Annotated in this window: 13 protein-coding genes; 5 read left to right on the top strand and 8 right to left on the bottom strand. The window is 64.5% G+C overall.

Annotation, left to right across the window (positions count from 1 at the left end):
• Nucleotides 1–13: 13 nt before the first annotated feature.
• From ACIGGF_RS04860 to ACIGGF_RS04830, 7 genes are read right to left on the bottom strand one after another with little or no spacing between them, the layout of a single operon-like run.
• Nucleotides 14–388 (bottom strand): metal-sulfur cluster assembly factor, encoded by a 375-nt coding sequence (locus tag ACIGGF_RS04860; protein WP_397520249.1) that lies wholly within the window; start codon nt 386–388, stop codon nt 14–16.
• A complete protein-coding gene (gene sufU / locus ACIGGF_RS04855) occupies nt 385–882 on the bottom strand; it encodes a Fe-S cluster assembly sulfur transfer protein SufU (RefSeq protein WP_397520248.1) in 498 nt (165 codons plus the stop codon). Before sufU ends, ACIGGF_RS04860 begins: the two co-directional genes overlap by 4 nt.
• A complete protein-coding gene (locus tag ACIGGF_RS04850; RefSeq protein ID WP_397520247.1) occupies nt 883–2,175 on the bottom strand; it encodes a cysteine desulfurase in 1,293 nt (430 codons plus the stop codon).
• A gap of 2 nt (nt 2,176–2,177) precedes the next feature.
• Nucleotides 2,178–2,954, bottom strand: coding sequence for a Fe-S cluster assembly ATPase SufC (sufC, locus tag ACIGGF_RS04845; RefSeq protein WP_397520246.1), 777 nt, complete (start codon nt 2,952–2,954; stop codon nt 2,178–2,180).
• Between the two features lie 41 nt (nt 2,955–2,995).
• Complete coding sequence (sufD, locus tag ACIGGF_RS04840) at nt 2,996–4,186, bottom strand: Fe-S cluster assembly protein SufD (RefSeq protein WP_397520443.1); 1,191 nt, start codon at nt 4,184–4,186, stop codon at nt 2,996–2,998.
• A gap of 24 nt (nt 4,187–4,210) precedes the next feature.
• A complete protein-coding gene (gene sufB, locus ACIGGF_RS04835; RefSeq protein ID WP_397520245.1) occupies nt 4,211–5,656 on the bottom strand; it encodes a Fe-S cluster assembly protein SufB in 1,446 nt (481 codons plus the stop codon).
• A complete protein-coding gene (locus tag ACIGGF_RS04830; protein ID WP_397520244.1) occupies nt 5,653–6,474 on the bottom strand; it encodes a helix-turn-helix transcriptional regulator in 822 nt (273 codons plus the stop codon). Before ACIGGF_RS04830 ends, sufB begins: the two co-directional genes overlap by 4 nt.
• A 205-nt stretch (nt 6,475–6,679) precedes the next feature.
• Here ACIGGF_RS04830 and mptB point away from each other — a divergent pair, with 205 nt between their 5' ends.
• From mptB to ACIGGF_RS04810, 4 genes are read left to right on the top strand one after another with little or no spacing between them, the layout of a single operon-like run.
• Nucleotides 6,680–8,371 (top strand): polyprenol phosphomannose-dependent alpha 1,6 mannosyltransferase MptB, encoded by a 1,692-nt coding sequence (mptB, locus tag ACIGGF_RS04825; protein WP_397520442.1) that lies wholly within the window; start codon nt 6,680–6,682, stop codon nt 8,369–8,371.
• A 32-nt stretch (nt 8,372–8,403) separates the two neighbouring features.
• Nucleotides 8,404–9,312: an ABC transporter ATP-binding protein gene (locus ACIGGF_RS04820; protein ID WP_397520441.1), complete on the top strand. Its 909-nt coding sequence runs from the start codon at nt 8,404–8,406 to the stop codon at nt 9,310–9,312.
• A complete protein-coding gene (locus tag ACIGGF_RS04815) occupies nt 9,309–10,109 on the top strand; it encodes an ABC transporter permease (RefSeq protein WP_397520243.1) in 801 nt (266 codons plus the stop codon). The genes ACIGGF_RS04820 and ACIGGF_RS04815 overlap by 4 nt, the downstream gene beginning before the upstream one ends.
• A gap of 55 nt (nt 10,110–10,164) precedes the next feature.
• Nucleotides 10,165–11,166, top strand: a complete 1,002-nt coding sequence (locus ACIGGF_RS04810; protein WP_397520242.1) for a heme A synthase — start codon at nt 10,165–10,167, stop codon at nt 11,164–11,166.
• Between the two features lie 138 nt (nt 11,167–11,304).
• On the opposite strand, the gene ACIGGF_RS04805 is transcribed toward ACIGGF_RS04810, so the two are convergent.
• Nucleotides 11,305–11,676, bottom strand: coding sequence for a hypothetical protein (locus tag ACIGGF_RS04805; RefSeq protein WP_397520241.1), 372 nt, complete (start codon nt 11,674–11,676; stop codon nt 11,305–11,307).
• Between the two features lie 137 nt (nt 11,677–11,813).
• Between ACIGGF_RS04805 and ACIGGF_RS04800 the strand changes: the two genes are divergently transcribed.
• Nucleotides 11,814–12,779 carry a quinone oxidoreductase family protein gene (locus ACIGGF_RS04800; RefSeq protein ID WP_397520240.1) on the top strand — a complete coding sequence of 322 codons (966 nt, stop codon included), beginning with the start codon at nt 11,814–11,816 and terminating at the stop codon, nt 12,777–12,779.
• Nucleotides 12,780–12,804: the final 25 nt, after the last annotated feature.

Here is a 12,804-nt window from a genome sequence, read left to right as displayed (position 1 = left end):
ACGGTGAATCCGGTCAGACGGTGAAGCCAAGGGCCCTGAGCTGCTCGCGGCCGTCGTCGGTGATCTTGTCCGGACCCCACGGCGGCATCCACACCCAGTTGATCTTCAAGTCGGCCGCCAGTCCGCTGCGCACGAGTGCGCCGCGGGCCTGATCCTCGATGACATCGGTCAAGGGGCACGCCGCCGAGGTGAGCGTCATGTCGACCGTGACGACGTCGTCTTCGCCCATCTTGATGTCGTACACCAGTCCCAGGTCGACGACGTTGATGCCGAGCTCGGGGTCGACGACATCGCGCATCGCCTCCTCGAGATCTTCGAGTACCTTGATCTCCTCGGCCGACAGAGCCACCGATGGCGTGGCGTCCTGTGTATCCGTTGTGTCCGTCATGATTGCTGTCCTCCAGAGAGTGCCGACTGGGCGGTCTCGCCCGTCGTGGCTGTCGATTCTGCGTCCACTACTTGAACAACCGCGTCCTTGAAAGCCATCCATCCCAGCAAGGCGCACTTCACGCGAGCCGGGTACTTGGCAACACCGGCGAACGCTATTCCGTCGCCGATGACATCCTCGTCACCTTCGACGGTACCTCTGCTACCGACCATCTCGCTGAACGAATCCACGGTCTTCAATGCGTCGGCGACCGTCAGGCCGACGACCTGGTCGGTCAACACCGATGTCGCGGCCTGACTGATCGAGCACCCTTGGCCGTCGTACGAGACGTCCGCAACGGTGCCGTTCTCCAGGTGAACCCGCAGAGTCACCTCGTCACCGCAAGTGGGATTGACGTGGTGCACTTCCGCGCCGAACGGCTCACGCAGTCCGCGGCCATGCGGGTGCTTGTAGTGATCGAGAATCACTTCCTGATACATCTGCTCCATGCGCATCTAGTGCCCACCTCCCCCGCCGTGATCGCTGGTGCCGAAGAACGACTGGGCGCGACGAATCGCCTGTGCGAGAACCTGCACTTCGTCGACCGTGTTGTACAGCGCGAACGACGCTCGGGCCGTTGCGGCTACACCGAAGCGCCGGTGTAGCGGCCAGGCACAGTGATGCCCGACGCGGATCGCGACACCCTCGTCGTCGAGAATCTGGCCTAGGTCGTGCGCGTGAATACCGTCGACCACGAACGACACCGCCGAACCTCGGTCGACATTCTCCGTCGGACCGATGACGCGGACCCCGTCGATCTGTGCGAACTCGGCGAGAGTGGCTGCAACCAAAGCCTTTTCGTGGGCGGCAATCACGTCCATACCGACGTTCTCCAGATACCGCACAGCTGCGCCCAGTCCGACGACCTGGGAAGTCATCGGAACCCCGGCCTCGAAGCGTTGCGGAGGCGCGGCGAACGTCGTCTTTTCCATGGTGACGGTCTCGATCATCGACCCGCCCGAGATGAACGGAGGCATGGCCTCGAGAAGTGCAGCTTTGCCATACAGGACGCCTACTCCCGAAGGACCGAGCATCTTGTGACCGGAGAACGCGGCGAAGTCGACGTCGAGCGCGTGAAAATCGACCGTCATGTGCGGCACCGACTGGCACGCATCGAGCACGACGAGCGCGCCGACAGCGCGGGCACGGCGCACCAGTTCCTCGACTGGAGCGACGGCACCGGTCACGTTGGACTGGTGCGTGAAGGCCACGACTTTGACCGCCGGTGACAATTCGAGCGAATCGAGATCGATTCGTCCGTCGTCGGTGACGCCGTACCACCGCAGAACCGCGCCGGTTCGGGCTGCAAGCTCCTGCCACGGAACGAGGTTGGCGTGATGTTCGAGTTCGGTGATCACGATCTCGTCGCCGGGACCGAGATGACGATCGAAGCGCTGGTCGGCCAGGACATACGTAACAAGGTTGAGCGACTCGGTCGCGTTCTTGGTGAACACGATCTCGTCGACATTCGCCCCGACGAACGACGCGATCGCTGCCCTGGCACCCTCGTACGCATCGGTGGCTTCTTCCGCCAGTTGATGCGCCCCGCGGTGGACCGCGGCGTTGCACGTGGTCAGGAAGTCACGCTCGGCATCGAGGACCTGGGTGGGCCGCTGCGACGTCGCGCCGGAATCCAAGTACACCAGTGGCTTTCCGTCACGGACGGTGCGCGAGAGGATGGGAAAATCGCGTCGAATGGTGGCGACATCGAACGATGCCGCCACCGCCTCGGCTGCCGGTGCAGCCATACTCATGCTCCGGTGGTCGCGGCCTGGGCGTAGCCGGCGTAACCATTGGCTTCGAGCTCGTCGGCCAGCTCGGCCCCGCCGGACTTCACGATCTCGCCGTTGACGAAGACGTGCACGAAGTCGGGCTTGATGTAGCGGAGGATGCGGGTGTAGTGCGTGATCAGCAGCACTCCGCCGTCTTCACGTTCCTTGTACTTGTTGACTCCCTCGGACACCACGCGCAGCGCGTCGACGTCCAGGCCGGAATCTGTTTCGTCCAGGATTGCGATCTTCGGCTTGAGCAGCCCCAGTTGCAGAATTTCGTGGCGCTTCTTCTCACCGCCGGAGAAGCCCTCGTTGACATTGCGCTCGAGGAAGTTGGCCTCGATCTCGAGTTCGCTCATGGCGTTCTTGGCTTCCTTGACCCAATGCCTCAGCTTGGGAGCCTCGCCGCGTACGGCGGTGGCGGCGGTGCGCAGGAAGTTCGACATGGAGACGCCGGGCACCTCCACCGGGTACTGCATCGCCAGGAACAGGCCGGCGCGAGCCCGCTCGTCGACGCTCATCTCGAGGACGTCTTCACCGTCGAGAGTGATGGTGCCCGACGTGACCGTGTACTTGGGGTGACCTGCGATGGCGTACGACAGGGTGGACTTGCCGGAGCCGTTGGGTCCCATGATCGCGTGCGTCTCGCCGGACTTCACGGTCAAGTCGACACCCTTGAGGATGTTGATCGGCTCCGCAGTCGAGTCGGAGTTGGCGACGCTGACGTGCAGATCGCGTATTTCGAGTGTGGACATCAGAAATTCCTTTGTGCAGTCGAGAGAGGTTCGGGTGGGACCTACGCGCCGACGATGGCGAGTTCGGTCTCGATGGCCGCGTCCAGGCGTTCACGGACGGCAGAGACCGGAATCTTGTCGATGATCTCGTGGAAGAAGCCGCGTACGACGAGGCGTCGGGCCACCTCCTCCGAAATTCCGCGAGCGCGCAGATAGAACAGCTGCTCGTCGTCGAAGCGACCGGTGGCGCTGGCATGGCCTGCTCCGACGATCTCTCCGGTCTCGATCTCGAGGTTCGGTACCGAATCCGCACGGGCTCCGTCGGTGAGCACCAAGTTTCGGTTGAGCTCGTAGGTCTCGGTTCCCTCGGCTTCGGCCCGAATGAGAACGTCACCGATCCACACGGTGTGCGCATCGTGCTTGCCCGGGCCGACCTCACCCTGAAGCGCACCCTTGTACATCACGTTGGACTTGCAGTGCGGAGCCGAGTGGTCGACCAGCAGTCGCTGCTCGAGGTGTTGGCCTGCATCGGCGAAGTACAGCCCGAGCATGTTGGCATCGCCACCGGGGGCGCTGTAGCGCACCGTCGGGCTGATGCGTACCAGATCTCCGCCCAGGCTGACGTTGTAATGCCGCAACACGGCATCGCGTCCGAGCATCGCGTGGTGTGCCGCGACGTGCACGGCGTCGGACTGCCAGTCCTGGATCAGTACGACGTGCAGCTGCGAGCTGTCGCCGAGAACGAACTCGACGTTCTCGGCGTACGTTCCGCTGCCGCGCTGATCGATCACGACGGTGGCACGAGCGAACGTGCCGAGCCTGATCTGCACGTGGCCGTAGGCGACGTGCTCGACGCCCGGGCCATCGATAGCGATCTCGATCGGATCGGCCACCTCGACCTCGTTCGGCACGGAGACGATCGTGGCCTCGGTGAACGCCGAGAATGCCTGAGCAGCAATGCGGTCTGCCGGAACACCGGCCTTACCGAGGCGTTCGTCGTCACGGCCGACCGTTTCCACGGACACCGAATCCGGCGCGCCGACGGTGACCTGGGCGGTCCCGTCGGCGACGGCCGAACCGTCGTGCAGGCCACGGAGTCGACGCAGCGGCGTGAATCGCCAGAGCTCGTCACGACCGGACGGGATCTCGAACGCGTTCACGTCGTAGGACGTGAACTGAGCGCCCTTGTTCGCAACCAGCTTCGACTTGTCTTCCTTGGCCGACTCTGGATTCTCGGATGCCACGGCACCCATCACTCCGGTAACGGGGTTGCTCACTTATCCGACCGACCCTTCCATCTGCAGCTCGATGAGCCGGTTGAGCTCGAGCGCGTACTCCATCGGGAGTTCGCGCGCGATCGGCTCGACGAATCCGCGAACGACCATCGCCATCGCCTCGTCCTCGGTCATGCCGCGGCTCATCAGGTAGAACAGCTGATCGTCGCTGACCTTCGAGACGGTGGCCTCGTGGCCCATCGACACGTCGTCCTCACGGATGTCGACGTACGGGTAGGTGTCGGAGCGGCTGATCGTGTCGACAAGCAGCGCGTCGCACTTCACGGTCGAACGAGAGCCGTGTGCACCCTTGTTGATCTGGATCAGTCCGCGGTACGACGTTCGGCCACCGCCACGAGCGACGGACTTGCTGACGATGTTCGACGATGTGTGCGGCGCGAGGTGCAACATCTTCGAGCCGGTGTCCTGGTGCTGGTCCGGGCCTGCGAACGCGACCGAGAGCACCTCGCCCTTGGCGTATTCACCGGTCATCCACACTGCGGGGTACTTCATGGTGACCTTGGAGCCGATGTTGCCGTCGACCCACTCCATCGTCGCGCCGGCCTCGGCCTTGGCGCGCTTGGTGACCAGGTTGTAGACGTTGTTCGACCAGTTCTGGATGGTCGTGTAGCGGCAGCGACCACCCTTCTTGACGATAATTTCGACCACGGCGGAGTGCAGCGAATCGGACTTGTAGATCGGCGCGGTGCAGCCCTCGACGTAGTGCACGTAGGCACCCTCGTCGACGATGATCAGCGTGCGCTCGAACTGGCCCATGTTCTCGGTGTTGATCCGGAAGTAGGCCTGCAGCGGGATGTCGACGTGGACGCCCGGCGGGATGTAGATGAACGATCCACCGGACCACACCGCGGTGTTCAGCGCCGAGAACTTGTTGTCGCCCGCAGGAATGACGGTGCCGAAGTATTCGCGGAACAGTTCCGGCTGCTCCTTGAGCGCAGTGTCGGTGTCGAGGAACAACACCCCCTGGGCCTCGAGGTCCTCACGGATCGAGTGGTAGACGACCTCGGACTCGTACTGAGCAGCGACACCGGATACGAGGCGCTGCTTTTCGGCCTCGGGGATGCCGAGCTTGTCGTACGTGTTCTTGATGTCTTCCGGTAGGTCGTCCCACGTTGCAGCCTGCTTCTCGCTGGAACGCACGAAGTACTTGATGTTGTCGAAGTCGATGCCATCGAGGTCCGATCCCCAGTTCGGCATCGGCTTGCGCTCGAAGGTCTTGAGCGCCTTCAGGCGTGCCTCGAGCATCCACTCGGGCTCGCTCTTCTTCTCGGAGATGTCGCGGACCACAGCCTCGGAGAGACCGCGCTTGGCGGATTCACCGGCTACGTCCGAATCGGCCCAGCCGTATCCGTACGTCCCGAGTGAGGCAATGGCCTCGTCCTGAGTCAGCGGCGCGGTGGGTGTCACCTGGTCTGGTGTGACGGTCATGCGGGCTCCTTCCGGAGGCGTGGGCGTTCTCCGACACGGGGCTGTGCGTCGGAAGTCTTCTTGTCGGAACTATCGGTGTTCGAGTGTCGCGTCGGTGTGAGCGGCACATGCGTCGTACAAGCACAATTCCCGTTGGCGATGGTGGCCAACCGCTGTACGTGTGTGCCGAGGATCTCGGCGAACGCGGCTTGTTCGGCTTCGCACAGTTCCGGAAACTCCGAAGCGACGTGCGAGACCGGGCAGTGGTGCTGGCAGATCTGCACCCCGTTGCCGACCTGACGGGTGGTCGCGGAGAACCCGGCCGCACTGAAGGCGTCTGCGATCCGACCGGCGGCATCCTCGACGGCGTGTGCGTCGGACCCCGAGGCAGGCTCGACGTCGGCCACGATGGTGTTCACCCGTTGCCGGGCGAACGTCTCGATGGCCGCGTCTCCGCCGATCTTGCGAAGTTGGCGCATCGCTGCACCGGCAAGATCGTCGTAGGTGTGACCGAGACGATTACGTCCGGCCGCGGTGAGCTGGAAGTACTTGGCCGGTCGGCCCCGGCCACGTTGACGCGCACCGGCCGGGGTGGTGATGCGAGCTTCGCCTGCATCGATGAGTGCATCGAGGTGGCGTCGGACACCTGCTGCGCTCAAACCCAGGCGAGTGCCGATGTCGGAAGCCGTGATGGGGCCTTCCTCCAGCAGTAGAGTGACCACCGCGCCCCTGGTCTGACCTTCGGGGAGCGAGGGCTGTCGAACCGACGGCGCGCTTGCGCCGGCGGTCGAGGAATCGACGCTCCCCGGACGCGCGAACGTGCTCTCGGTTGTTTTCACAACACCAGTGTGACGGAATTGCTGGACGTGGTCCAGCAAGGGTGCCCTATGCCGATCGTGCTGCAGGTCCGAACTCGGCCGGTAGGACGGTGCGGGCACCGAAGATGAGCACAGCTACGCTCCCACTGTGCCGGCGACCGACAGTGAGCAGAGTTCCGAACGCTCACGCTTCACAGGAAAAGCACGCGTACGGCGCGGTGCGAACCTGGGACCCTCGCTCGGGCCGATCCTCCGCCGTTACGTGCTGGGTCCCGCACGCAGAGTCATCGGCCTCGAGCCCGCTCCACCGGGTGGCGGAGTGGCCACGCTGCACGGCGACGAGCAGGAAGCGCCCGGGCTCGATCCGTCCGAGACGACCCAGCTCCGAAACATCCGCCGCTTCGGCGCAGTGGGCGCGCTACTGATGACCATCGGAGCCCTCGGTGCCGGAGCGCAGCCGGTGCTGCAGAACCCGATCGCCGGCGTTCGGTTCCTGAGCCTGCCTTCCCGAATGGCGACGTCGGCGCTGACCGTGACGATGACAGGAACGGTCATCGTCGTGCTGGCGTGGCTGTTGCTGGGAAGGTTCGCACTCGGACGGACTCGATCCGGCCACATACCGCGTCGTCTCACCCGTTCGCAGATGGACCGCACCCTGCTGCTGTGGATTCTGCCCTTGTGCGTGGCACCACCGATGTTCTCCCGAGACGTCTACTCCTACCTGGCGCAGAGCGAGATCACCGCACGTGGACTGGACCCGTACGAGGTCGGTCCGGTCGATGCACTGGGTGCCGACAATGTGCTGACCCGCACGGTTCCGAACATCTGGCGGGAAACCCCGGCACCATATGGTCCGTTGTTCCTGTGGATGGGGCGGGGCATCACCTACCTGACCGGCGAGAACATTGTCGCCGGCATCTTTCTTCATCGCCTGCTCGCGCTGGTCGGCGTCGCATTGATCGTCTGGGCTCTTCCACGTCTGGCTCGACGCTGCGGGGTGGCCGCCGTGAGCGCGCTGTGGCTCGGAGCCGCAAATCCGTTGCTGCTGTTCCACCTGGTCGCCGGTATCCACAACGAGGCGCTGATGATCGGTTTGATGCTGGCGGGTACCGAACTGGCTCTTCGCGCGGTCGAACGCCCGGGCGCGTTGCGGAAGACCGACATCGCATTCCTCGTCGGCGGTGCCGCTCTGATCGCGCTGTCTTCCACCGTCAAGATCCCATCTCTCATCGCACTGGGCTTCGTGGGAATGGCGTTGTCCAAGCGATGGGGTGGAACTCTTCGATCCGTGGTGTGCGTGGCGATACTGCTCGGCACGATCGTCATCGTCGTGCAAGTCGCCGTGAGCCTGGGCAGCGGACTCGGCTTCGGTTGGATCAACACACTCGGCACCGCAGGCGTCGTACGCAGTTGGATGTCGATACCGACGATCCTCGGCCTGGGCACCGGGTTCGTGGGCGTGCTGCTCGGCCTCGGCGATCACACCACCGCTGTGCTCGGTCTCACGCGTCCGATCGCCGCCGTGGTCGCCGGCATCATCGTGGTCCGCATGCTGATTGCCGTTCTGCGCGGGCGACTGCATCCTGTCGGCGCCCTCGGCGTCGCGTTGGGTGCGGTGGTCCTGCTGTTTCCGGTGGTACAACCCTGGTACCTGCTCTGGGCAGTGATTCCGCTGGCAGCCTGGGCGACGAGGCCGTCGTTCCGTCGACCTGCGATCGCCTTCTCGTCTCTGGTGAGCGTCATCCTGATGCCGAACGGCAGCGAGTACCTGCCCTTTCAGATCGTGCAGGCCGCAGTGATGACCATCCTGACCATTGCAGTGCTGTACCTGTTCACCCGAAACCGTATGCCGTGGCCCACCCGCACCGGACCACCGGCAGGCGACCGCACAGCCGACGAATACGCTGAGTCCTCGTGATCCCCGGGACGTCGAATGCGACGCAACCTGTCGTGCAGCTCAGCGATGTGCGCAAGTCCTACGACGGCGTCAATGCCGTCGACGGCCTGAGCCTCGACATCGGCCCCGGCGAGGTGCTCGCATTGCTGGGCCCCAACGGTGCCGGCAAGACCACCACGGTCGAGATGTGCGAAGGATTCGTCACTCCCGACAGTGGCTCCGTTCGCATTCTCGGACTCGACCCGATAGCGGAGTCGGCGCAGCTGCGGCCGCGCATCGGCGTCATGCTCCAGGGCGGCGGCGCATATCCCGGTTCCAAAGCCGGTGAGATGCTCGAACTCGTCGCGTCGTACTCCTCCGACCCCCACGACCCGGCGTGGCTGCTCGAGTGCCTCGGTCTGACGTCGGCCGTCCGCACCCCGTATCGACGACTGTCCGGTGGACAGCAACAGCGACTCGCGCTGGCCTGCGCCATCGTCGGACGACCCGAACTGGTGTTCCTCGACGAACCGACTGCCGGCCTCGACGCACAGGCCCGGCTGCTCGTGTGGGAGCTGATCGACGCGTTGCGGCGCGACGGTGTGGGCGTGCTGCTCACGACTCATCTGATGGACGAGGCAGAACAGCTGGCCGATCGGTTGACGATCATCGACAACGGCCGCGTCGTGGCATCGGGTTCGCCGTCGGAACTGACCAAACAAGGCGCCGAAGGACAATTACGGTTCACCGCTCCCCCCGGTCTCGATGTCTCGATGCTCGGCGCCGCGCTCCCAGCGGGGTACGTACCGTCGGAACCGTCGCCCGGCTCCTACGTCGTGTCGGGTGTGATCGAACCGCAGATACTGGTGATCGTCACATCCTGGTGCGCTCAACAGGACGTCCTGGCCACCGAGTTGCAGGTCGATCAGCGCCGTCTCGAGGACGTGTTCCTCGAACTGACCGGGAGAGAATTGAGGAAGTGACGGTGCGAAGAGAAGCCCGGCTCGCCGGCAACCGATTCGAGACGGGTCTGTTCGCGCCTCGCCCGCAACCGGCCTCGGCGTCGCGAATGTTGTTCGCGCAGACCCGCCTCGAACTGAAGTTGCTGCTGCGCAACGGCGAACAATTGTTGCTGACGATGTTCATCCCGATCACACTGCTGATCGGTCTGACCCTGCTGCCCTTCGGCGCACTGGGTGACGACCGGGTGGGCCAGGTGGTTCCTGCGGTGATGATGGTGGCCATCATGTCGACGGCGTTCACCGGCCAAGCCATCGCGGTCGGCTTCGATCGCCGCTACGGCGCGCTGAAGCGACTCGGTGCCACTCCGCTTCCGAGATGGGGCATCATCGGCGGCAAATCGGCTGCGGTGGTGATCGTTGTGATTCTGCAGTCGATTCTGCTGGGCTCCATCGGGGTGGCTCTGGGTTGGCGCCCCACCGCTACGGGTCTGGTACTCGGTGCCGTCATCATCGCGCTCGGCACGGTGACCTTCGCGTCGATGGGGTTGCTGCTCGGCGGGACGCTCCGGGCAGAGATCGTGTTGGCCCTGGCGAACATCGCCTGGTTCGTCATGCTCGGCATCGGCAGTGCGGTGTTCGTCGACGACCAGATCCCCCAGGGACTGCAGAACGTCGCACGCATCGTTCCGTCCGGTGCCCTGGGCGAGGCGCTGAGCAGAGGTGTGTCCTCGTCTTTCGACATCTTCGGCGTGGTGGTACTGCTGGTGTGGGCGGCGGTGTGCGGCACCCTCGCGGTCCGCACGTTCAAGTTCACCTGACGGAGGCTCAGTACCCAACGACGCTGTGTAGTTGATCGGCGTTTACCATCGTGTTGTGCTCCTCCTCCGGAAGCTCTACGGCGTTTTTCGGCGCCTCGTGGACTACTTGCCCCTGCCTTCGCTTCGGACGCAGCGAATTCTCGCGTTCATCGCAATCGTCACGCAAGGTGGCATAGCCGTCACCGGCGCGGTGGTTCGCGTTACCGGGTCCGGTCTCGGGTGCCCCACCTGGCCACAGTGCTTCCCCGGCAGCTTCACTCCGGTGGGTGTGTCCGAGGTGCCTGTGCTGCACCAGGCCGTCGAGTTCGGCAATCGTCTGCTGACGTTCGTGGTGGTTCTTGCTGCCGCCGCCACTGTCGTGGCCGTGACCAGGGCGCGTCGCCGTCGCGGAGTGCTCTTTTTTGCTTGGCTGATGCCGCTCGGCACCGTCGTGCAGGCCGTGATCGGCGGATTCACCGTATTGACCGGACTGCTGTGGTGGACGGTGGCTGTTCACCTCGTCGTCTCGATGGCGATGGTGTGGTTGGCCACGCTGCTGTACTTCAAGGTCGGCGAGAGCGATGTGCCGTCGCAGTCCGTGCCCACGGTGCCCGGTGCACTCAGAGCGCTCACGGGACTATCAGGGATCGCCCTGGCAGGAGTGCTGATTGCGGGCACGATGGTGACCGGTGCCGGGCCACACGCCGGCGACAAGAGCATCCAAGAACCGGTACCGCGTCTGGGAATCGAGATCGTGACGCTCGTTCATGCGCATTCCCAGTTTCTGGTCGGCTACCTCGCACTTCTCGTCGGTCTGGGCTTCGCGCTGTACGCGGTGAAAGCATCCAGCACGGTCAAGCGCCGCCTGCACGTCTTGATCGCGTTGGTACTGGCTCAGTCCTTGATCGGATTGGTGCAGTACTTCACGGGTGTCCCGGAAGTCCTCGTCGCGTTCCACGTCGCCGGAGCGGGCGCGTGCACGGCTGCAACGGCTGCTGTGTGGGCGGCGTGCCGCACCCGCGGCCCGGCCGAGGTTGCACCGATGGAAAGCACGGAGGGCGTTGCGGTCGGTGCGTGAAGTCGGTCCGGTTTCGAACGAGGCGGAGGGGCAGCCGACCTCCCCCTCAGATGGCCGACTGCCCCTCCACTGACTTCGACGCACGAGGTTCCGGATTGGTTCCCCACGAATCGAACAAGTTTTGCGACGTATCGTCGATCAGACGATTGCCTGGTTACGCGCTGTGGGGAACTTCTTCTGACGAGCTACCCAACCGGCCATCTTCTCGTGATGTCCGTCGGCCGGATCGACCGAGCTGACCAGCTCGCGGTCCCACTCGGCCTCGGTCAGTCCATCGAGCTCGTCGACGATCGCTTTGGCGATGGCGTAGGTCGGCACCACCTGATCACCGAGAACTCCATCGGCACCGACCATGGTGAGGCGGGTTCCGGCCCGACCGACCGGCTGGATCACCACACTCGCCGAATTGCCGTGATCGGCGAGAAAGCCCTTCACCGCCGCGAGCGTTCCCTTCGGAACCTCGTTCGACTCGTTCTTCTCGTTGCCCGCAGTGTCGATTTCGGTAGCCATGCCGACACGATACCGAGGTGGTCCACCACCCTCGCACGGACCCGACCTGTCGTTACCGCCGGGTAACTTCGGCCGATCGCGTCCGCCGGGTACTTTCACGGTGCCAGCGGACCGCATGCCCGTGTAGAACAGTGTCCATGCGAGCCATTCGAGTAGACGCCACCGGTGGACCCGAGGTCCTGACCGTCGTCGACGTCCCGGTGCCGACACCGTCCCCCACGCAGATCCTGGTTCGGACGGACGCCATCGGGATCAACTACATCGACACCTATTTTCGCCGCGGCCTGTATCCGCGACCACTGCCGTACGTTCCCGGCGACGAGGGATCAGGGGTGGTCGACGAGATCGGGTCGGAGGTCACGACCTTCGCCGTCGGCGATCGCGTCGCCTGGGCAGCGGCACCGGGAAGCTATGCCGAGTACGTGCTGGTCGACGTCTCGTCGGCCATCTCGGTTCCCGACGGCGTTCCTGCAGATCAGGCTGCGTCAGCGCTCCTGCAGGGCATCACTGCGCACTATCTGATCGAATCCACATATCCCGCTCAGCGGAGTGACACCGTGCTCGTCCACGCCGGAGCGGGTGGCGTCGGACTGATGCTGACGCAGCTGGCGGTGGCCAAGGGCGTCGAGGTGATCACGACGGTGTCCACGGACGCGAAAGCAGAGCGCTCGGCGCAGGCCGGTGCCGCCCACGTGCTGCGCTACGACGACGACATCGCCGCACGCGTGCGCGAGATCACCGGTGGTGAGGGTGTCCATGCCGTGTACGACGGAGTGGGTGCAGACACGTTCGAGGCCAGTCTGGCGTCCTTGCGGATCAGGGGCACGCTCGCCCTGTTCGGTGCCGCGAGCGGCCCGGTTCCTGCGCTCGATCCGCAACGTCTCAACGGAGCGGGCTCACTGTTCCTCACCAGGCCCACGCTCGCGCATCACATCCGGGACAGGGCCGAGCTGGAGTGGCGGGCCGGTGATGTGTTCGCCGCGGTGGCGAGCGGTTCTCTCACAGTCGAGGTCGGTGCGCACTACGCGCTCGAGGATGCAGCCCAGGCGCACACCGACCTGGAATCGCGCAAGACGACGGGATCGATCGTGCTGATTCCTTGAGCAGACTGCTCGAGGCCGACGTCGG

This window comes from Rhodococcus sp. NPDC078407, assembly GCF_044542515.1.
GTDB lineage: Bacteria > Actinomycetota > Actinomycetes > Mycobacteriales > Mycobacteriaceae > Rhodococcoides.
The sequence above is the reverse complement of the archived record's forward strand: the minus strand, read 5'-3'. Positions and strand labels throughout refer to the sequence as shown.

What these genes read in the sequence shown, in the direction of transcription:
- ACIGGF_RS04860 (WP_397520249.1), bottom strand. Translation starts at nt 388, where the DNA reads ATGACGGACACAACGGATACACAGGACGCCACGCCATCGGTGGCTCTG.
- sufU (WP_397520248.1), bottom strand. Translation starts at nt 882, where the DNA reads ATGCGCATGGAGCAGATGTATCAGGAAGTGATTCTCGATCACTACAAG.
- ACIGGF_RS04850 (WP_397520247.1), bottom strand. Translation starts at nt 2,175, where the DNA reads ATGGCTGCACCGGCAGCCGAGGCGGTGGCGGCATCGTTCGATGTCGCC.
- sufC (WP_397520246.1), bottom strand. Translation starts at nt 2,954, where the DNA reads ATGTCCACACTCGAAATACGCGATCTGCACGTCAGCGTCGCCAACTCC.
- sufD (WP_397520443.1), bottom strand. Translation starts at nt 4,186, where the DNA reads ATGGGTGCCGTGGCATCCGAGAATCCAGAGTCGGCCAAGGAAGACAAG.
- sufB (WP_397520245.1), bottom strand. Translation starts at nt 5,656, where the DNA reads ATGACCGTCACACCAGACCAGGTGACACCCACCGCGCCGCTGACTCAG.
- ACIGGF_RS04805 (WP_397520241.1), bottom strand. Translation starts at nt 11,676, where the DNA reads ATGGCTACCGAAATCGACACTGCGGGCAACGAGAAGAACGAGTCGAAC.
- ACIGGF_RS04800 (WP_397520240.1), top strand. Translation starts at nt 11,814, where the DNA reads ATGCGAGCCATTCGAGTAGACGCCACCGGTGGACCCGAGGTCCTGACC.